Raw genomic sequence first — 21,460 nt, 5'->3', positions numbered from 1 at the left:
GAAATGCATCATGAATAAGAAAAGTAAAACTATATACTCATTGCTGATCATTCTTGGGGTGCTTATCCTTATTAACATTCTGGCAAGCCGGTTTTTCTTTCGTATGGACCTTACTGCCGATAAGCGCTACACACTTAGCGATGCAACTAAAAATATTTTAAAGGAGATTCCTGAACCAATTACAATCACAGCATATTTTTCGGAGGACCTTCCTCCTGAAGTAGGAAAAGTAAGAAAGGAATTTAAGGATATGCTGATTGAATACGTAAACCGTTCCGGTGGAAATATAGCGTACGAGTTTAAAAATCCCGGCAAAGATGACGCAACTGAACGCGAAGCCATGCAGAAAGGCATTCAACCTATTCTGATCCAGCAACGCGAAAAGGACCAGGCGGTACAGAAAAAAGCCTACCTGGGAGCTGTGGTTTCCTATAAGGATCAAACAGAGGTGATCCCGGTCATTCAATCGGGTTCAGCCATGGAATATGACCTCTCCACCTCTATTAAGAAACTTATTGCGACCGATAAACCTGTCATTGGATTTTTACAGGGACATGGAGAAGCTTCCATATCATCTATGGTTCAGGCCGTTAAAGAGCTGGATGTGCTTTATCAAATTGAACCGGTTAATATGACTGATTCCACGGATCTGTCTATATACAAGACACTCGTTATGGTTCGTCCCGAAGATTCTATCAAACAAACACAGTTCGATATGCTGGATAACTATCTTGCAAAAGGTGGGAACCTTTTAATTGCGTTTGATCGTGTAGAAGGAGATTTTCAATCTGTTATGGGAAAAGCCAAGACAACGGGTCTTGAAACATGGCTGGCTAAAAAAGGCATCCAGGTTCCGGCAGATATGATTACCGATGCAACATGTGGAAATATTTCGGTTCAGCAGAACAACGGTTTTATGACTTTTAGCTCACAGGTAAAATTCCCGTATTTCCCTATTGTAAATAAATTCGCAGATAATCCGATTACATCAGGACTTGAAGCCGTAATATTTCAGTTTGTAAGTCCATTAAACTACAATGGCGACTCAACTGTAACCTTTACGCCAATTGTAATGACCGGGAATAAAAGTAATGCCGTACCAACACCGGTATATTTTAATATCGAGAAAAAATGGTCAGAAAAGGATTTTCCTGAAGCTAATATTCCTATCGGCGGTATCTTTTCGGGCAAACTATCAGGCAATACACCATCTAAAATGATAGTATTCACGGATGGTGAATTTCCGATTAATGGTGATGGACAACGTCAACGCCAGATCAATGCAGACAACGTGAACCTGCTGGTTAATTCAGTGGATTGGTTAAGCGATGATACCGGATTAATTGATTTACGTACTAAAGGAATTACCGCCCGCTTACTTGACCAGGTGGATGACAGTACAAAATCGTTGCTGAAGTGGTTAAACTTCCTGCTTCCGATTCTGTTGATTGTGATTTACGGAATTTTCAGGTCTCAACGTAACCGGATACGCCGGATTAAAAGAATGGAGGAAGATTATGTTTAGTAAATTCAACCTGAAACAACTGCTTGGAATCTTTGTGATCCTTCTTTTAATAGTATTGGCAGTTGAAGTTTTTGACAGCAAAGACAAAACCAACAGTTCATTTAACAGTAATATTGTTGCTGTGGATCAGGACAATATAGGATCGTTTATTTTATACACAAAAAATAAACCGGAAGTCCCTGTCACGTTTACAAAAAATGATGATCGCTGGAATTTTGAAAGCGAAGGGATATCATACAATGCCGCACCAGATGCCATAAATGCAATTCTAAATCAGATCAGCACTGTTAAAGCCGACCGGATTGTAGCAAATAGCAAAGATAAATGGAATGAATACAAAGTATCAGATTCCCTGGCAACCCGAGTCATTATTAATGACAAGAATGGTAAAGAACTTGCGGATCTTTATATTGGTAAATTCAGTTATAGCCAGCCAAAAAATCAGGGACAAAACCAATACCGGCAACAGCAGGGAACGATGACCTCCTTTGTAAGATCAGGAAATAGCAAGGAAATCTATGCTGTAGACGGTTATTTATCAATGTTGTTTGACCGCGATATAAAATATATGCGTGATCCGGTTATCATTAAAAGTAATTTTAACGACTGGAATAAAATTACCGTAACGGCTCCTTCTGACAGTTCCTTTACACTTGAAAAACAGGGCAATACATGGTTGCTGAATGGCCAGACGACAGATTCGGCATCCGTTGTGACGTATCTTCGTGGCCTTCAGAACATAAGTTCGCACAACTTTTTTGATGATTCTGTTGTATCTCAACCCACTTACACCATGATGATCGAAGGTAGTGGATCTAAGACTAATCCGATAGAGATAAAGGGCTATACGGTAGATTCAAAACATATAATCAGTACATCAGAAAATAAAAACACATACTTTGAATCCGGAACGGATAAGCTGTTTCATAAGCTGTTCCAGTCCCGACCGGATGTGAAATGATTGAAAAAGGCTGCCTGAGGGCAGCCTTTTTTATGCTTTATATTGTATCTTGACTCGTTACATCTCATTAAAACAAATAATCCAATCCGATATATAAACCTGTATTTCCATCCTGCTTATTAACTGCTTTTCCAAAATCCACGGCAATCACAAAATTCTCATTCATGGCGATTCTTAATCCAAGACCGTAACTTACGTGTAGTGATTCAGCTCCAAAATCAAAATAACCCTGTGGCAAAGGCATGCTCCAAGTCATAAAATTTTTCTCCACATCAACTTTCTGCACCACCTGACCAAAATCAGAAAAAGCATTAAGTCCGATATAAAACTTCTGATTAATCCAGTTAAAATGAACCGGTTTCCAACGCAATTCCACATTCCCATATACAAAACCATCGCCAATAACCCGTGCACGCTGTATGCCGCGTAAAGTTTTACTTCCTCCAAGGCCAATCTGGTCTTTCATCTTAGAAGTCTCTATTTGCGATTGGTAGTAAAACGGTACCTTTCCTGCCAAAGTTCCCTGATAGCTTATACGATACGCGAATGAAAGATCCCGTTTAATAAGCGTAAAATATTGCCGGTGCGTTATATTAAATTTCAAAAAGCCGGATTCAGCACCCAGAAATTTTGGTGCACCAAAAATAAATGCCTCTGTCCAGATACCATGCATCGGATTCGGTTCATTATCTCTGGTGTCATACACCAGACCAGCCTTTAACAAAGGAATAAAACCTCCATTCTTCTCATCATTCCCAATAATTCCCCAATTCACATATTCATCATATAGCGTTAAAGTATCAGGAAGAAGATTACTTGACTTACCTTTATTCAAACGGTCTATATCCACGGTTGAGATAGTATACTGCTGTAGATTAAAACCGACAAGCCCCAACAATTTCTTACCTGAAAGCGGAAACTGGAGATCGGTTTTAAACCTGAATGTATTGTTTTGCATTTTATAAAACATCCTGGTTTTATAAGCACTATTCAGAGGATCATCATCAATCCATGACTGATTATATACTGCCTCGTATCCGTTGAAACCAAAAAAGTTAAATGCCATATCCGGCAGATAAGCGAGGTCAGAAGTTACCCGCATGCCTGGAATAAGATATTCCGAATCATACGAAAGTCTGTAAATTCCGCTTCCTTTCGTAAAACGTGATACTTCAAGATATATATTATGCAAATAGTCCGGATACTCAGATCCATCACCATAATTGAAAAAATTTACAAGACCTCCATATTGAAAGCCCAGATCCGTGTTGTATGTAATGGCAGGTAAGGCACCAAAATTCCACCCCTTTTTGACTTTGGAATCAGAATTTTCTTCATCCTGAGCATTTACTGATAAAACACTCACGAAGAGAACAGTAACCAGAATTAACAGTAGATTTTTTCTCATTGTTTAATTTTTTTTAGCAATTCAAAGATAATTAAATTAACAAAATGACAATATTCTTGTTCTACATGACAAAAGCATAATCAATAATTTAACCAGGTATAATCAGGAGAATTGAATTACTGAAAAATTTACGTTTTTAATTTTTTATTAACTGAATTTTTTAGCATTTTTGCTCAGTCAATATTTAGAAACTTTGTTAGAATTGAACAGATTAAAAGTCACCATTTTTATCTTATTATCACTGCTTTTCGGAAGCACAACCTATGCGTCTGATCAGGAGGAGTTTTCTATAGGGGATGAAGAGGCTGAGTTTGATGTTAATGACGTGATCATGCATCACATCAAAGACTCTCACAGCTGGCATATTCTGTCTTATAAAGATAAGGAAGGTGAAGAACATGATGTGGCCATTCCATTACCGGTTATACTTCTTTATGACGGACATCTGGATATTTTTATGTCTTCTGATTTCCATCATGGCGAAGAACCTGTGACCAAAGGAGACAGAACATATGTATTGCACCATGAAACCATATATGTTTTGCATAACGGACATGCCGATCATGGTGAACTGGATGAAAAACCGCTGGATTTTTCCATCACAAGAAATGTAGCCGCCATATTGATCAGCTCGTTGCTGTTATTGTGGATCTTTATTTCAGTTGCACGGTTTTACCGTAAAAACCCAAATACTGCACCTAAAGGACTCGCAGGTTTTCTTGAACCGGTCATCCTTTTTGTCAGAGATGAAATTGTGCTACCGAACATGAGTAAAAAAGATGCGGATAAATATATTGTATATTTACTTTCCGTCTTCTTTTTCATCCTTATAAACAACCTCTTGGGGCTAATCCCGATTTTCCCCGGGGCATCTAATGTTACCGGGAATATAGCGGTAACGATGACCCTGGCATTATTTACACTCATAATAACTAATATTAATGGATCCAAGGATTACTGGAAGCATATCTTTGCAACTCCCGATGTTCCAGTATTTGTATTACCAATATTAATTATTGTGGAGATCATTGGTATTTTCACCAAACCTTTTGCCCTGATGGTTCGTTTATTTGCAAACATCACAGCAGGCCATATCATTATTTTAAGCTTAATATCCATTATATTTATTTTTAAGTCTACGGTATTTGCATCTGTTTCTGTTCCATTTGGTTTATTCATGAGCCTTCTGGAGATATTGGTTGCATTTTTACAGGCTTTTATTTTTACAATGCTTTCGGCATTGTTCATTGGAATGGCAGTACAAAAACATCATTAATTATATAACTTAAATATTTAAAATTTTAATTATGGACGGAATTAGTTTAGCAGCAATTGGAGCCGGACTGGCAGCGATAGGAGCCGGTTATGGAATTGGTAAAATTGGTTCTTCTGCAATGGAAGGTATTGCACGCCAACCTGAAGCCAGCGGTAAAATCCAGACAGCGATGATTATTTCTGCAGCACTTATTGAAGGTGTGGCTTTATTTGCAGTTGTAGTAGCGTTATTGAATTCGTAAACCATGGATCTGATAACACCTGGCATAGGGTTAATTTTTTGGACCACAATCGTCTTTCTGCTTCTGATGGTTCTACTGGGTAAATTTGCCTGGAAACCTATCTTAAAAGCAGTTCATACGCGTGAAGCTAATATAAACGACAGTTTAAAAGCGGCAGAACAGGCACGTATTGAACTTGCATCTCTTGAGCAGGACAAGGAAATGATTGTACGTGAGGCAAAAAGTGAAAAACTCAAACTCATTGATGAGGGCAAAGCCACCCAGGTTGAAATAATCAGAGAAGCTAAGGTAAAAGCAAAAAAAGAAGCAGAAAAAATTGTTGAATCAGCTAAAAAGGATTTCGAAGCTGAAAAACAAAAGGCTGTGGAAAGCCTGAAACAGCAACTTGCGGTTATCTCTATTGATATGGCATCAAAAATTCTGGAATCAGAAATTGATACCAAAAAGAAACATGAAGAGATAATTAATAAAATGCTGGATAAAGCTAATTTTAACTGAGCATGGATAACAGCAGAGTAAGAGTAAGGTATTGTAAAGCGCTGCACGAACTGGCAGTGGAAAAGAAGCTTGAGGATGCGATCCTGCAAGACATGAAGCAGTTGCTTCGTGTTATTCAGGAATCGGAAGACTTCAGAAAGTTTCTTAAAAATACCACCCTTACCCCATCCAAGAAAAAAACTGTAATGCATGCGCTCTTTAAAGGCAAGCTGAACGCTTTAACACTTAGTTTTCTCGACCTTGTATTCGATTATGAACGTGAAAGCATGTTGCTGACCATCGTTTATCATTACATCGAATCGGCAAGGCTGGCAAAGGGAATCCGGAAAGCTACTGTAACAACAGCAGTTGATATTGATCCGGGCTTCAAGAAAAAACTGTATCAGAAACTGGAAAAGAGTATGGGATCCAAACTTGAGTTTGAAGAAAAAGTTGATCCGGAAATCATCGGAGGATTTATTCTTCGTGTGGACGACCTTCAACTGGATGCCAGCATTAGTGGTAAATTAGCAAAAATTAAAAAGTCGCTGATCAACAGCTGATAAAAATTGTGCAGAAATGGCAGAAATCAGACCGTCAGAAATATCTGAATTACTAAAAAAACAACTGGAAGGATTCACTAATGAATCTGATCTTGAAGAAGTAGGTACCGTACTTGAGGTCGGTGACGGCATCGCCCGTATCTACGGTTTAAACAATGCCGGTGCCAACGAACTCGTTGATTTCGGATCAATGATGGGCATCGTATTGAACTTGGAGACAGATAATGTAGGTGTTGTACTTCTGGGATCTGCGGAATATGTAAAGGAAGGTGATACCGTTAAAAGAACGGGAAAGATTGCCTCCATTAACGTAACAGAATCCATGTTGGGACGTGTTGTCAATCCGCTTGGTGAACCTATAGACGGTAAAGGAGCCCTGGAAGGCCCGTTCTACAATCTGCCACTGGAACGAAAAGCTCCGGGTGTTATCTTCCGTCAACCCGTAAAAGAACCATTGCAAACCGGTATCAAGGCAATTGATGCTATGACCCCAATTGGTCGCGGCCAACGTGAGTTGATCATCGGTGACCGTCAGACAGGTAAAACAGCTGTAGCAATTGATACGATAATCAATCAGAAAGAGTTTTACGAAAAAGGGAATCCGGTTTACTGTATATATGTTGCCGTTGGACAAAAGGGTTCAACCGTAGCCAATATTGCCAAAACGCTTGAAGATAATGGTGCGCTGGATTATACTGTAATCGTTTCTGCAACAGCATCAGAATCTGCTGCATTACAATATTATGCACCTTTTGCCGGTGCAACCATTGGTGAGTTTTTCAGAGATACCGGTCGTAGTGCACTGGTTATTTACGATGACTTATCAAAACAGGCGGTATCTTATCGTGAGGTCTCCCTCCTGCTCCGTCGTCCACCAGGACGTGAAGCATATCCGGGAGATGTATTCTACCTCCACTCCAGACTGCTGGAAAGGGCTGCCAAAATCATTGATTCAGATGATATCGCCAAACAAATGAATGACCTGCCGGACGTATTAAAGCCAATTGTGAAAGGTGGAGGTTCGCTAACAGCACTTCCCATCATTGAAACGCAGGCTGGTGATGTATCAGGTTATATTCCAACTAACGTAATTTCAATTACCGACGGTCAGATCTTCCTCGAAGCAGACCTTTTCAATGCGGGTATCCGTCCGGCTATCAACGTAGGTATTTCGGTCTCAAGGGTTGGTGGTAATGCACAGATCAAACCGATGAAGAAGATTGCGGGTACACTGAAAATAGATCAGGCACAGTACCGAGAACTGGAAGCATTTGCCAAATTTGGATCAGACCTTGACCCGGCAACCATGCGTATATTGGATAAAGGAGCCAAGAACGTTGAAATTCTGAAACAGTTGCAATACCATCCACTTCGGATCGAACAACAGGTTGCGATTATCTATTGTGGCGTGAATGCGCTTCTCAGAGATGTTCCTATAAAAGATGTGAAAGCCTTTGAAGCAGATTTTCTGGATACAATGGAACGGGAACATAAAGATATTCTGGACAGAATTGCCGGTGGTGAATGGCCTTCAGAAAAAGGTAATGACATTGTAAAAACCGTTGAAACTGTTGCACTGGAAGTTGCACAGGGCTATAAAAAATAATAAATGGCTGGTTTAAAGGAGATACGCGGTAGGATAAACACGGTTAAAACAACCATGCAGGTGACCAGTGCCATGAAGATGGTTTCGGCTGCCAAACTTAAAAAAGCACAAAATGTTTTGCTGAGTTCCCGTCCGTATGCAAATAAACTGGAAGAAATTCTGGCACATCTGCTGGATGATGAGGAAACCAGAACCAAATTCCCGTATCTCGTTGATGAACCAAAATCGGATAATATACTCGTGATAGTCGTAACCTCAAACAGAGGACTGTGTGGTGCATTTAATTCAGGTTTGGTAAAAGCTACTCTTGAGCATGTAAGGACAGAATTTCCAGGTAGTAGCATTGACTATATTTCCATTGGCAAACAAGGATCAAAGCTGCTTAAAACCAGGGGAATTAAACCAATTGAAACTCATGATGAATTGTTTGATGATCTTACGTTTGAATCACTGAATGATTTATCAAAAAAAATCACATCTGATTTTCTGAATGACACTTATTATCAGATTATTTTTGCCTACACAAAATTTGTATCTGCCGGACGTTTGGATGTAACCTTTGAAAACTTTTTACCGGTTGAACCTGAAGAGATAAACGGTGACACGCTTAACCACGATTATATTTACGAACCAAACAAGGAAGAAATTCTGTACGATATTATTCCTAAAGCTTTACAGATGCATGCCTATATGGTATTGTTGAACTCCTTTACTTCAGAACATGCGGCAAGAATGCAGGCAATGCAACAGGCTACCGATAACGCTCAAACATTATTGCGTGATCTTACATTAACTTACAACAAGGCACGTCAGGCTTCCATTACCAACGAAATTCTTGAAATAACCGGTGGCGCAGAAGCCCTGAAGAATTCGTAGATTATATCATTAAATTTAGTTTCTGTTTTTGCATGATCTTAGGACATTTTTTCTGTGCTAGCAGGATTGCTCAATCCTTATATCCATATCAAAACACACCTCAAATGGCTGCTATTAAGGTTGAAAAACATATTTTATGCTCTTGCAGTAATAAAAGAATTATTCTACTTTAGTACCAACTAAAACCTGTAAATAATGAATGAAATTACTATCTATCATTATTAAAACATCCATAACTGACATAGTAATTTAGGAATAAGAATTATTATTGTCCGTTTAATTTATTTATGCAACATACCAGCAAATACATATTTACACTATTTTTATTAGTTATATCAAGCTTATTGGCCAATGCGCAGATCAGTTACTTTATCACGGATAGTTCAGCGTCGTATGCCATAAACCTATTAAATGGAAATGATATTATAAATTCTACGTATTGTAGGGTCAAGGAAGGAAATCATATTATTAAATACACAGCTTATCAGGTTAAAGAATATGGTTTTGAAGATGGTCGGGTTTACATAGCAAAAGATATCCATTTAAATGACTCAGTTAAAAGAGTATTTTTAGAAAGACTGGTAAATGGGAAAACCTCCCTTTACTTCTATAAAGATTCAAATAACAGGTTGTTTTTTACAGAAAGGGATTCTGTATTAAACTGTATTTATAAAACAAATGAAAAAAGGAATGATTATAAAAACGAGTTAGGTAATCTAATTTCGGATTGCCACATAAATTCTGAGAACTACAAACTCGTTAAATATAATAAGAAGTCTTTATCAAAATTCTTTACTGGCTACAATCAATGCAAAATAACAAATTATCCATTTTTAAAGTATGGGTTCTTTTTGGGAGGAATCACAACATCCCCAACATTAAATGCAAACAATGAGGATGAAATATTTAAAAACTTTAATGTAAGCTCTGCAAACAGTTTGTATGGTGGTTTTTTTGCAGATTTACCCATAAATCAAAGCAATTTCAGTTTATTACTTAGTTTAGGCTATTACCAAAGTGCATATTCAGGTTCCTCTAAATCAGAATCTACAATTTATGATATGCTTATTGAGCAAAATACGCTGAGATTGCCAATATTATTAAGATATACGCTTCCAACAAAAAGAATAAAGGCATATGCTAATGCGGGTTTGTCACTTTCAAATAACCTTAAGAATGAAACTACGATTTATAAGTCTGAGATATCAGGAAGTATTATCGAATTTGACTTTCCAACAAATGAAAAGTTGATGGATGACAACCTTTATGGTTTTGCATATGGAGGGGGGATTCAATATCATATTAATTATAGGAGGATTATATTTATAGAAGTACGTTATAACAAAGAATTTTCGTTTGGTTCTGCATCACTGCTGGGTAAAAATAGTTTCGAATTCATTACAGGAATAAATTTTTAATTATGTCGAAAGCTTACCGTTATCTCATACTAACAGTTTCATTCGTTTGCTTTTCCTGCAGTAAAAATGCAGAATTTGTAAAAAAGCCGTATCCTGCGATTCAAACACTGGATGTCACTAACATTAGCTCAAACGGTGTTACCTTTAACGGGGAGGTACTTCAATCCGGAATAGACGATATTATAGAATACGGCTTCGTTTTTTATCCGGTTGGATCAGACATTTCAAATATGTATGATACTATCATGCTCCAGTCCACATTGAAAGGCTCCGGAGCTTTTTCCCTGAACGCAGATCATAAGCTATCAAATAATGTAACTTATAACGTTAAAGCATATGCTAAAACTTTATCTTATGATGTTACAGGACCAACCGTTGAATTTAATAGCCAGGGATGTAAAAATTTTCCATGGGACTTTTATTTACAAACAACATTTGTGGGGTATGAAAACATTTTTACGACGTCTATAAACAACTTGGGATATCTGTTAATGTCAAGTATGGAATTTTATACTTTTAATCCGGCTACGTGTATCATTCAAAGATTGAAAGACTATCCGGGACACACCTTGCATTCTGCCTCATTTTTTATTATTGATGAGGAAATATATATTATAAAAAATAATTCCTCTGAGTTTTACAAATACCGCATTGACTTAAATGACTGGGTTAAACTAAACGCATTACCCTTCATGCCTGGGGAAGATGGCTTTACTGCATTTGCATTAAATAACCAAGGCTATTATGTATCGAATGACACATTTTATCAATATGAAAAATCCTCTGACAACTGGGAGAAAAAAAGTGATGATCAGGTATTAAGTTCAATTCTCTCATCTGAAACAGTAAATCATAACGCATATGTATTTACACGTAATAAATCTATCTGGAAATTTTCAGAGGAAGAAGACAAATGGCAAATGGAAACTACATACCCTGATACACTACTGGATAATATCGTTAGTTTCAGGATAGGAGATAATTTGTATTACGGTTTTAGTTATGATGTTAATTCAACAAAAACAGAGGCATCTTCCGACTTTTGGCAATATTCTGTTAACACAAAATCCTGGACTAAGACGGAAAGTATCCCATACAGGCATACAAAGGAACTTGTTTTCTGTATAGCAATAGAAAATTATGGATATTTAGGATATTGTACTGCATATAATTATGGGAACAGACGGTATAACCTATGGAAATTCTCTGAAGAAAAAATACCCGTATATTAATCTATCAAATCTTTGCCTACCACATTATATAAAACTTTTTATAAATGAAACAAACGATTTTGCTCCTAACGCTTTTCTGTATTCTTACTGTTCTCAGATCAAACGCACAAAAAGACTTTCTTCCTGGATATATAATAACTCTGGAAAATGATACTGTATCGGGGACAATTAATCTGGGGACAAGCATTCAAAACAGCCAAAAATGTATTTTTAGAAATATTGACTCCAAAAACAACCAGGAACTATACCCATTCGATATTAAAGCTTATGTTATAACGGGTAAAAAACACTTTATTTCAAAACAAATCCCATTAAATGATACAACTCAAAATGTATTTTTAGAATACTTAGTAGATGGCATCGTGGATTTGTATTTTATTAAACATGAAGGCAGTAATTACTACTATGTGGAAAAGGAAGGTAAAATGTATCAGTTATCTAATGATGAGATTAAGACCTATCCAAACGGAAGATTGGAAGTTAAACCTTCAGAAAAGTATAAAGGAATACTATCATTTCTTTTTCAAGATGATCCTAAATCACGAAAAAAAGCACTTCTTATTCCCTACTCCAACAAATCATTAATCAGGTTTACAAAAGATTATCATAATAAAGTCTGCACTGATTATGAATGTATTGACTATACTAAAAACGTAAAATCCAGTATTTATCTTGAGCCAGTTATAGGAGGTATTTTTTCAAGAATTAAAATCGCAATATCCAACGATTACACTGATAATAAGACCCCAGCAATAGGTTGTAACTTAAGAATTATACCCAGTACATCATTGCACCTTATAAATTATAACATTAGCCTGTTATACTCATACACCAAAATTAATAAAACATATACTAGCTCTGTTGAAGAACTGTTTTATCATGTTACTGCCGATGGAATTGAAAAAATAATACCTAGGACAACGTATCCCGCAAATGTGTCAGCAAATTATTCTTTTTTAAATGTACCTTTGATTCTTGAATATAATATTCCGCTCAATAAAAAAATTCAACCAACTCTTTTCACCGGACTTAGTAATTCAATAATTTTTTATCACAGATATTCTGTATCCTATATCAGAGTTACGCATGACAAATATTTTCATCCAATATATACGGAATTTTTTGCAGAACCAAAATCCAGCACCTATCACATGGGGGTCATGGCAGGTATAGGATTTAGATATTTTATGAAAAATACAAACTATTTTTTCATAAAGGGACAATATGAATACAGAGTTCCATTTATATCAAGAGAACACTTTTTAGACTACCAGCGAATAAATTCAGTACAGTTATTTCTCGGTTATGGATTTAAGATTTAACCTTATATAATAACCATTATAATTGTAGATTACTCTAAAACTGACAAAATTTAAAAATTTACTATCTTTATTGTAAATCATTCATTTGAATTAATTTATGATTGAATGCAAAAACATAAATGTGAAGTTTGATGAGAAACCAGTCTTAACAAATCTGTCCTTTAAGGTTGCGAATGGTGAACATTTGTGTTTTAGTGGCGCATCAGGCAAAGGAAAGTCAACACTGTTGAAACTTCTACAGGGATATGTTATTCCCAATTCAGGAACAATCAATTTTAATGATATCTCCCTGAAAGCATCCAATATCAAAACTATACGAAACCTGATAACATGGATCCCGCAAAACGTAAATATGCCGGTTCAGAATGGCTTTGAGCTGGTTAAAATGATGGGGAAAGAAGAAGGGCGCACCAGTATTTTAGATTTTATGGATCAGCTTGGCCTTGAACCTGAAATGCTGGATAAAGATTTCAACAAAATAAGCATTGGACAAAAACAACGTGTGGTGATTGCCGTTTGTCTTGCATTGGATAAACCAATCATACTAATGGATGAACCTACTGCGGCATTGGATGAAACTTCCATTCAACAGTTGATTGATACCATAAGCAAACTTAAAAACACAACGGTAGTATCAGCCTCTCACCATCCTTTATGGATCAAATCCGCAGATAAAACATTTGAGTTATGAAATCAGCGATGGACATTAATATATTTCGTTTAATGGCTGGATTTCTGATCCTGATTCTCCCCATTGCATTTCTGCTCTATTACCGGATTAAACTGGTAAAAAGCACCCTGATTGCTGCTTTAAGAATGGTTATACAACTTTCGCTTGTGGCGGTATATCTGGAATGGGTGTTCGATAAAAACAGTGCCTGGTTAAATTCACTCTGGGTGTTTATTATGATATTTGTTGGCGTTTTCACGACCATTAAAAGAGCATCCCTGAACTGGAAGCGATTTGTTGTTCCCTTATTCATTTCAGCCTTGACATCATTGTTAATCATCGACACGTTTTTTCTGGGTTTTGTAATTAAACTGGATTACGTGTTTGATGCCCAGTATTTTATTCCTATAACCGGCATGGTGATTGGGAACGCTTTACGCCACAACATTGTCGGTTTAAGGACATATTTCAAAGAACTTTCCGAAAAAGCAGGTTTATACCAGTTTTTACTCACTAATACAGGAAGCATACAATTATCATTACGTCCTTTTGTTGCAGAAGCCGTAAAACAGGCGTTGAATCCATTGGTTGCTACCATGTCCGTAATTGGGCTTATATCTTTACCCGGTATGATGACCGGTCAGATACTTGGCGGAAGTTCGCCTGCTATAGCAATCAAGTATCAGATCATGATTATGCTGGCCATTTTTACCGGCTGCTCCATCAACCTGTTTTTAAGCATTATGTTTTCAAAACGCTTTGTATTTGATGAATATAATAATCTGAAATCGGATGAAGTTTTTTCAAAACGTTCATCGAAAAATCATTCAGACTAAGACCAGACTATCAATCTGTTAAAAATATAGCACTCCTGTTTTAACACTCATTACAAACGAATGACGGTAAACATATGCCAAGTATTGCAAGCGCGAGACAGAACTATGATAATCTTGATTTAAAATCCTGGTAGTTGAACGTCCGGATCAGTTCAAAGTTATCGTCGTTGTGAATAATGCCAATGGATGGATGTGGCACACCGTTAAACATGGTTGTTTTTACCATGGTGTAATGAATCATATCTTCAAAAATCAGGGTATCCCCTATCATTAATGGTTTATCAAATGACCAGTCGCCCATGAAATCGCCGGCAAGGCAGCTGTTTCCTCCTATTCTGTACGTTGGTTTGCCTTTTACCGGTTCATGATACGCACCGCGAATTTTGGGTTTATATGGCATTTCCAGGCAATCCGGCATATGGCAGGTAAAAGAGGCATCAATAATGGCGGTTTTGATACCTTTGTTTTCAACAATATCCTCAACTGTGGTTTTCAAAAAACCGGTTTCCCAGGCAAAAGCACTGCCCGGTTCCATAATGACTTTTAAACCTGTACGGGCTTTAAAATCCTTCAGGGTTTCAATCAGATGATTCGCATCATAATCCTTATGAGACACCAGATGTCCTCCACCCATATTGATCCAATTAATCCGGCCAAACAAATGACCGAATCTCATCTCCAACGCATTCAACGTGTTTTTAAGATCAAATGAATTGGATTCACAAAGCGCATGAAAATGAAGACCTTCAATTCCATCAGGTAAACCGTCCTTTAACTGATCTGCTGTAACACCAAGCCGCGAACCGGGAGAACAGGGATTATAAAGCGCTGTTTCCACCTGAGAGTATTCCGGGTTTACACGCAGCCCACAGGATATTTTGTGATCAGCAGAGTTAACTTTTGGCATAAAACGTTTAACCTGTTCCACAGAATTAAATGTGATGTGACTGCTGAATTCAAGAATTTTATCAATATCCTTTTCGGAATAAACCGGTGAGTAGGTGTGCGCCAATGATTTCATCTCCTCAAAGCAGAGCTGCGCTTCAAACACGGAACTGGCTGTAGCACCTTTTACATATTCCCTGACAATTGGAAAAGCGCTCCACATGGAAAAAGCCTTGAATGCCAGGATAAACTCCACATCTGCAGCTTTGGCAATGTCCGCAATCAATTGCAGGTTTTTCCTGAATTTGGTTTCTTCAAGTACAAAACACGGTGAAGGAATGGAAGAATAGTCAGTCATAATAAAGGATATAAGAAAAAATCAGTGGTGTTTAGGGCACCACTGATTAAATATATTTTAAAGTTCTAAATCAACATCATGCAACTCATGCCAGGGCAATCCCTGCTTATTGAGTTGATCCATAAACGGATCGGGATCAAATTCTTCTACATTGAATACGCCCGGCTTTTTCCATTTTCCCTGCAGGAACATCATGGCTCCTATCATGGCAGGCACGCCGGTTGTATAGCTTACACCCTGCGCACCGGTTTCCTCGTAAGCTACCTGGTGGCTACAGTTGTTATACACATAATATGATTTTTCTTTTCCGTCTTTCAGTCCTTTTATACGGCAACCAATTGATGTTTCACCAGTGTAGTTTTCTCCCAGTTCACCCGGATCAGGAAGAACCGCTTTTAAAAACTCCAAAGGAACAATATCTATACCTTTAAATTTGATCGGCTCGATACCGGCCATGCCAATATTCTGGATCACACGTAAATGTGTCAGGTATTCCTGTCCGAAAGTCATCCAGAAACGTGCCTGCTTAATGGTAGGAAAATTTTTTACCAACGACTCCAGTTCTTCATGGTAAATGAGGTAAGATTCCTTAGGTCCGATATTTGGATAGTTTACCGGTTGGTGGATCTCATGAGGTTCTGTCAATACCCACTTTCCGTCTTTCCAGTATTTACCTTTCTGGGTTACCTCCCGGATATTAATCTCAGGATTGAAATTGGTAGCAAATGCCTTACCATGATCACCTGCATTACAATCCACTATATCGAGATATTCAATGGAATCAAAATGATGTTTAGCTGCATATGCCGTAAAAATGCTGGTTACGCCCGGATCAAAGCCACAGCCCAGAATTGCGGTCAGGCCTTTCTCCTTAAATTTATCCTGATAAGCCCATTGCCATGAATACTCAAATTTTGCTTCATCCTTGGGTTCATAGTTGGCTGTATCGAGGTAGTTTACACCTGCTTCAAGACATGCATCCATAATTGGAAGATCCTGGTATGGCAAAGCCACATTAATGACCAGATCAGGTTTAAAATTATTCATCAGGTTTACCAGCTCGCCTACATTATCAGCGTCTACCTGAGCAGTTTTAAATGTACCACCGCATGCCTCGTTAATAGCATCACATTTAGAAACGGTTCGTGAAGCGAGCATTACCTCCGTAAATACTTCAGGATTCTGAGCAACCTTGTGAGCCACTACAGTTCCTACTCCACCTGCACCAATAATTAATACTTTACCCATTTTTAAATTTAAGATGTTGTTTTTGTGATTATTACACCAATTTACCTGTAAGTTAATTTACAAGTGCAAATATTAAAAATAAAAATTTACTTTTTCCACCCCATTTCTCAGTTTTTTAGAGATAAAAAGGCATTTACCAATACACAGCTGTCTTTATATGATTCAAGAGACAGGTATATCCGTAAATGCCCTAATATGGAAAATTTCAATTTCTCTTAGTTAGCCTTGAACCAACCATCCACAAGTTCTTTGTGGTCTTGGTACCAGGCTTTGGCAGCTTCTACCTCTTTGCCGGGATTCTCTTCCATGGCAACCATTAAAGTACCGAGATTTGCATCGTTCATTTTAAAGTTGCTAAAGAAGGTAGCCAGGTCAGGATGTTTAGCAGACCATCCTTTTGTTGCATAAATAGAAATGGTCTCTGCCTGTCCGTATACACCTTTAGGATCATCCAGAAACTTAAGATCCCACTTAGCAAATTTTGTGTGAGGTTTCCAACCTGTAACGGCAATCCATTCCTTTTTATCGTACGCCTTTTTCAATGATGCCAGCATACCGGCTTCGGATGAAGCGACAAGTTCAAAGTCAAGATTATAATCTTTAATTGCTTTCTCTGTGGTTTTCATGATACCAGCTCCGGGATTAATACCGATAATCTGACCATTGAATTTGCCTTTGTTCGCATTTAATTCGTCTATAGAACTAATGGTAACATATGTAGGTACAACAAGTCCTACTTTACCTTCTTTATAAATGGTTCCTACTTTTTCCAGTTTATCTCCAAATTTCTCCATGTATGGTTTATGAGTTGCCGGCAGCCATACCTCCATAAACAGATCTGCATCACCTTTTGCAACAGCAGCAAAAACAGGTGCCACATCTGCATTGACAACTTCCACCTCGTACCCTTTCTCCTCAAGTACTGCTTCTGCCAGGTACGTGTCTGCAATGCATTCAATCCAGTTTACCATGGCAATTTTAACTTCTCCTTTTGATTCGCTCGCGGAATCCTTCTTCTTGTTTCCGCAAGAAAACAGCATCAACGATGCTGCAAAAACACTGATAATCTTTAAACTTTTCATACTTTTCTATTTATTTCTGTTTTCCAAAATTTTGTGTTATCCTGTCTAATATAATGGCTAACAGCACGACCGCCAGACCACTTTCGAAACCAAGTCCTATTCTGAGCTGACTGATTCCCTGAAGTACGATTTCACCCAATCCCTTGGCACCGATCATACTTGCTATCACCACCATGGATAATGCCATCATTATGGTTTGATTCACGCCTGCAAGAATCGTTGGCATGGCCAGTGGCAGTTGAACCTTAAACATAAGTTGACGAGGTGTCGCACCAAATGCCCGTGTAGCCTCTACAATATCTCCCGGAACCTGCTTAATACCGAGCGAGGTTAATCTTACAACCGGAGGCATGGCGAAAATAATGGTCGCAAATGCTCCGGGTACAGTTCCCAGACCAAAAAACAAGACCGCAGGAATTAAATATACAAAGGCTGGCATGGTCTGCATAAAGTCCAGAACGGGTCGTATAATACTGTTTGCCGTATTGCTTTTGGCACTCCAGATACCAAGAGGTATACCGATAACCAATGCAACTATGGCAGATGCCAGAACCAGCGAGAATGTTTCCATGGTCTCATCCCAAAATCCCATATAGTAAATAAGCAGGAATCCCAGCAATGTTAGTGCACCTGTTCCCTTGTTTACTTTCCAGAATGCATATCCTGAAAATACGAGTATGGTTACCCAGAAAGGTACCCATAACCAGAACGATTCAATACCGCTGATGATAGACGACATTCCGGTGTTTATTCCATCAAACAAACCCGAAAAGTTATCTGTCATCCAGTTAATTATCTTTTCTATGTAGTCACCTATATGAATCATAAGTCAATTGCGTTTTGAATGATTTCCTGTATTTCCTTCTTATCTTTACCTGTTACTTCCACAAGGATGGATGTATGCGTTACGACCCCCAGCAAATGATTTTCCTCATCAACCACGGGTATGGAGTGAACCGATTCAGTTACCAATGGCAACATATCCTCTACTGTTGCATCCTCATTAACAGAAGGGACATCGGCATTTACTACAGATTCAATAGATTTTTTCCCTTCTTTTTTACATTTCAAGGCATCCTGAATTGTAACGACCCCAACGAAAGTTCGGTTTGTTCTTACTACAGGAATAGAATCCAGACCTTTGTCCCGCATCTTTTTTATGACAACTTCAGGTCCGTCCCTGTGCATACTGGCGATTGTAGGTTTTCGGAACATAACAGAACCAGCCGTAATAATCTTACCACGGTCCACGTTTTCCACAAAATCACGGACATAATCGTTAGCCGGATCTGTAAGAATCTCTTCAGATGTACCAACCTGAACAATCTCTCCATCTTTCATTATCGCAATCCTGTCTCCTATTTTTATAGCCTCGTCAAGATCGTGTGTAATAAAGATGATGGTCTTTTTCATCTTTTCCTGAAGGATCAACAATTCATCCTGCATTTGAGCCCTTATGAGAGGATCCAGTGCAGAAAAAGCCTCATCCATCAGCAATACCTCAGGATCGTTCGCTAAACCTCTGGCCAGTCCGACACGTTGTTGCATACCTCCCGAGAGTTCACTTACCTTCATATCTTCATAGCCTTCCAGACCAACAAGCTTTATCGTATCAAGAGCCTTTTTGTTTCTTGTATCTTTATCCACGCCCTGTAATTCAAGGCCAAAAGCCACGTTACTCATTACCGTTCTGTGCGGCAAAAGTCCAAAGTGCTGAAACACCATTGCAAACTCCTTTCTGCGTATTTCAAGAAGTTCCTTGTCCGACGACCGGGTGATGTTATTGTCATTGACCCAGATATCACCAGCGGTGGGATTGATAAGCCGGTTAATGCAACGCAGTAATGTTGATTTACCACTTCCGGACAATCCCATGATCACAAATACCTCTGCCTCCTTTATTTCAAGGTTAGCATTTTTTACTGCCATCGTGCAGTTGGTTTTTTCAAGGATTTCCTGCTTTGAAGCACCTTGTTTCAACAAGCTCAATGCTTCTTTTTTTCGTTTTCCGAAAATCAAAGACAGATCCTCTATTTTAACTTTTATCATGTTAACAGATTAAAAATAATATCCAATATTAATGTTGAACCTAAGTTCCCAGTCAAGCTGATCCATAGGTACAGGTGTTCCCTGCGCAGTTGGATCGCTGGTATAATATTTTGAAGCCGGATCGTCGCTGTATGTCTGCCCTTCTCCAAATCCGGTTCCGAAGGTTGGGGTCAGCCATGGTTGGTTCTTCCCAAGTGCAAAATCAACGTATGTGTATATATTTCCTGCTGTAATTAAAAAGCCGGGAATCAGATGCTGTGCATCCGTAAAATTTTTATTTGCCTTATCCACGTATGTGTAATCCACATAAGCCTGAATATTGCTTACAGGACCTAACTTAACAGGAATTGAATAAGCCAGACCAGCAACATACATATTAGCCTTTGTAGCAACCTCATAAGGGAATCCATAAGCTCCCATGGTAACCGTTTCCAGTTCAGAACCATCATCAGCGAATGCATTGTAGTTATATGAGACAATCTCTCCTTTGAAATTGAAACCAGCCACATCGGCCACTACATGAGCGGCAAAAGCGGTAGACATTTTTCGCTTGTTTAAAACGCTGTTGTATATGCCACCGGTCTGTCCCGAAACACCAATCTCCAATCCATCACAAAGATGGTAAGCGGCTCTCAGGTTAAACTGATCCAGTTCACGGTTTGATGCTCCGTCCGAGGGTACCAGATCGTACGAATATCGCCCTGCACCGGAGTTTCCAAAGGTGACATCACCACCATATACAGGCCCTTCCGGTTCTGACTGACGAAAATATGCCACGGCAAGATCCAGATTTTCGATGCTTGAAATATCAAACTTCAGCCCCATATCGTAATCGTCTTCGAGGCCAACATAGTATGGCGCCTGAAACCACCATGAATGCGATGCATAAGTGGTGATACCAAAGGGAACCTGTGATACACCCAATTTCACATAGACGTCGTCGGATAAGCCATATCCGAGCCAACCCTGTTTCATAAAATGTGTACCAAACGTAGGATAAAAACGGTATTCAAAATTCAGGTCTATACCCGCTGTACGTGCTTTAACATTTAATCTCCACGTATCCAGAGTTGCTTCAGGCTGTGTCTGATTCGACACCCAGCTTTTACTAAAAATATTAAATCGTAATGCCCCACCGAATTTCACATAATTCTCTTTCTCATCCTGCGCTCTGGCGGAATTGAGCGCTGAAAACACAATTAAAAAAATAAATAAATAAGTTCTACTTGTAGACTTTTGCATAATGTATATTAAATTAAAAATGAATTGATCCGGATTAATTCGGTCAAATGAATGTAAATTAGACAATAACCTTCCAGTTAAAACCTTTATTCACAATTAAAAATAAAAACCAGGAAGTCCATCTGCCAGCGAATGCAGCAGCATGATTTTTACGGTATTTTGTTTTTCAGCTAACCCGATAACAC

At 38.3% G+C, this 21,460-nt stretch carries 20 protein-coding genes; 13 read left to right on the top strand and 7 right to left on the bottom strand.

Translation table 11 applies throughout. The features are described from left to right. The first annotated feature begins 10 nt into the window (after window positions 1-10). Together ACE01N_RS08860 and ACE01N_RS08855 are read left to right on the top strand one after the other, a co-directional pair. Window positions 11-1,525 (top strand): GldG family protein, encoded by a 1,515-nt coding sequence (locus ACE01N_RS08860; RefSeq protein WP_380587290.1) that lies wholly within the window; start codon window positions 11-13, stop codon window positions 1,523-1,525. After that, window positions 1,518-2,486 carry a DUF4340 domain-containing protein gene (locus tag ACE01N_RS08855; protein ID WP_380587287.1) on the top strand — a complete coding sequence of 323 codons (969 nt, stop codon included), beginning with the start codon at window positions 1,518-1,520 and terminating at the stop codon, window positions 2,484-2,486. Before ACE01N_RS08860 ends, ACE01N_RS08855 begins: the two co-directional genes overlap by 8 nt. 67 nt (window positions 2,487-2,553) lie before the next feature. Here the strand turns inward: ACE01N_RS08855 and omp85 are convergent, their stop codons facing one another. Then, on the bottom strand, window positions 2,554-3,894 hold the full coding sequence (gene omp85 / locus ACE01N_RS08850) for an Omp85 family outer membrane protein (RefSeq protein ID WP_380587284.1): 1,341 nt from the start codon (window positions 3,892-3,894) through the stop codon (window positions 2,554-2,556). Between the two features lie 202 nt (window positions 3,895-4,096). Between omp85 and atpB the strand changes: the two genes are divergently transcribed. The 11 genes from atpB to ACE01N_RS08795 all read left to right on the top strand — a co-directional run bounded on the left by atpB (window position 4,097) and on the right by ACE01N_RS08795 (window position 14,411). Beyond that, entirely contained in the window at window positions 4,097-5,170 is a 1,074-nt protein-coding gene (gene atpB, locus ACE01N_RS08845) for a F0F1 ATP synthase subunit A (RefSeq protein WP_380587281.1), read from the top strand. Window positions 5,171-5,201: 31 nt separating this feature from the next. Further along, on the top strand, window positions 5,202-5,411 hold the full coding sequence (gene atpE / locus ACE01N_RS08840) for an ATP synthase F0 subunit C (protein WP_375718714.1): 210 nt from the start codon (window positions 5,202-5,204) through the stop codon (window positions 5,409-5,411). A gap of 3 nt (window positions 5,412-5,414) precedes the next feature. Then, complete coding sequence (atpF, locus tag ACE01N_RS08835; protein ID WP_375729107.1) at window positions 5,415-5,909, top strand: F0F1 ATP synthase subunit B; 495 nt, start codon at window positions 5,415-5,417, stop codon at window positions 5,907-5,909. A 2-nt stretch (window positions 5,910-5,911) separates the two neighbouring features. Further along, the gene (gene atpH, locus ACE01N_RS08830; RefSeq protein WP_380587276.1) at window positions 5,912-6,451 is read left to right on the top strand and encodes an ATP synthase F1 subunit delta; all 540 of its coding nucleotides are present in this window, start codon (window positions 5,912-5,914) and stop codon (window positions 6,449-6,451) included. A 16-nt stretch (window positions 6,452-6,467) separates the two neighbouring features. After that, window positions 6,468-8,057 carry a F0F1 ATP synthase subunit alpha gene (gene atpA / locus ACE01N_RS08825; protein WP_380587273.1) on the top strand — a complete coding sequence of 530 codons (1,590 nt, stop codon included), beginning with the start codon at window positions 6,468-6,470 and terminating at the stop codon, window positions 8,055-8,057. Window positions 8,058-8,060: 3 nt separating this feature from the next. Then, window positions 8,061-8,933, top strand: coding sequence for an ATP synthase F1 subunit gamma (gene atpG / locus ACE01N_RS08820; RefSeq protein ID WP_380587270.1), 873 nt, complete (start codon window positions 8,061-8,063; stop codon window positions 8,931-8,933). Between the two features lie 287 nt (window positions 8,934-9,220). Further along, a complete protein-coding gene (locus ACE01N_RS08815; RefSeq protein ID WP_380587267.1) occupies window positions 9,221-10,351 on the top strand; it encodes an outer membrane beta-barrel protein in 1,131 nt (376 codons plus the stop codon). Window positions 10,352-10,353: 2 nt separating this feature from the next. Next, window positions 10,354-11,583, top strand: coding sequence for a Kelch repeat-containing protein (locus ACE01N_RS08810; RefSeq protein WP_380587264.1), 1,230 nt, complete (start codon window positions 10,354-10,356; stop codon window positions 11,581-11,583). 44 nt (window positions 11,584-11,627) lie between these two features. Continuing rightward, the gene (locus ACE01N_RS08805) at window positions 11,628-12,905 is read left to right on the top strand and encodes a hypothetical protein (protein WP_380587261.1); all 1,278 of its coding nucleotides are present in this window, start codon (window positions 11,628-11,630) and stop codon (window positions 12,903-12,905) included. Window positions 12,906-13,002: 97 nt separating this feature from the next. Next, on the top strand, window positions 13,003-13,596 hold the full coding sequence (locus ACE01N_RS08800; protein ID WP_380587258.1) for an ABC transporter ATP-binding protein: 594 nt from the start codon (window positions 13,003-13,005) through the stop codon (window positions 13,594-13,596). Next, window positions 13,593-14,411, top strand: a complete 819-nt coding sequence (locus tag ACE01N_RS08795; protein WP_380587255.1) for an ABC transporter permease — start codon at window positions 13,593-13,595, stop codon at window positions 14,409-14,411. Before ACE01N_RS08800 ends, ACE01N_RS08795 begins: the two co-directional genes overlap by 4 nt. A 103-nt stretch (window positions 14,412-14,514) precedes the next feature. Here the strand turns inward: ACE01N_RS08795 and nspC are convergent, their stop codons facing one another. From nspC to ACE01N_RS08765, 6 genes are all read right to left on the bottom strand, one after another. Then, window positions 14,515-15,654, bottom strand: a complete 1,140-nt coding sequence (gene nspC, locus ACE01N_RS08790) for a carboxynorspermidine decarboxylase (RefSeq protein ID WP_380587251.1) — start codon at window positions 15,652-15,654, stop codon at window positions 14,515-14,517. A 57-nt stretch (window positions 15,655-15,711) separates the two neighbouring features. Continuing rightward, entirely contained in the window at window positions 15,712-16,902 is a 1,191-nt protein-coding gene (locus ACE01N_RS08785; protein WP_380587248.1) for a saccharopine dehydrogenase family protein, read from the bottom strand. 215 nt (window positions 16,903-17,117) lie between these two features. Continuing rightward, entirely contained in the window at window positions 17,118-17,984 is an 867-nt protein-coding gene (locus tag ACE01N_RS08780) for a glycine betaine ABC transporter substrate-binding protein (RefSeq protein WP_380587245.1), read from the bottom strand. Window positions 17,985-17,994: 10 nt separating this feature from the next. After that, window positions 17,995-18,810: an ABC transporter permease gene (locus tag ACE01N_RS08775; RefSeq protein WP_375729092.1), complete on the bottom strand. Its 816-nt coding sequence runs from the start codon at window positions 18,808-18,810 to the stop codon at window positions 17,995-17,997. Then, window positions 18,807-20,033 (bottom strand): quaternary amine ABC transporter ATP-binding protein, encoded by a 1,227-nt coding sequence (locus ACE01N_RS08770; RefSeq protein WP_375729091.1) that lies wholly within the window; start codon window positions 20,031-20,033, stop codon window positions 18,807-18,809. Before ACE01N_RS08770 ends, ACE01N_RS08775 begins: the two co-directional genes overlap by 4 nt. Window positions 20,034-20,042: 9 nt before the next feature. Beyond that, complete coding sequence (locus ACE01N_RS08765; RefSeq protein ID WP_380587240.1) at window positions 20,043-21,275, bottom strand: hypothetical protein; 1,233 nt, start codon at window positions 21,273-21,275, stop codon at window positions 20,043-20,045. Between the last annotated feature and the right edge of the window lie 185 nt (window positions 21,276-21,460).

Source organism: Quyinboa ferrireducens (assembly GCF_042436675.1).
In the GTDB taxonomy this organism is placed as follows: domain Bacteria; phylum Bacteroidota; class Bacteroidia; order Bacteroidales; family UBA5342; genus JBHJHP01.
Note: the sequence above shows the minus strand (reverse complement) of the source record. Positions and strands in the feature narration are given on the sequence as shown.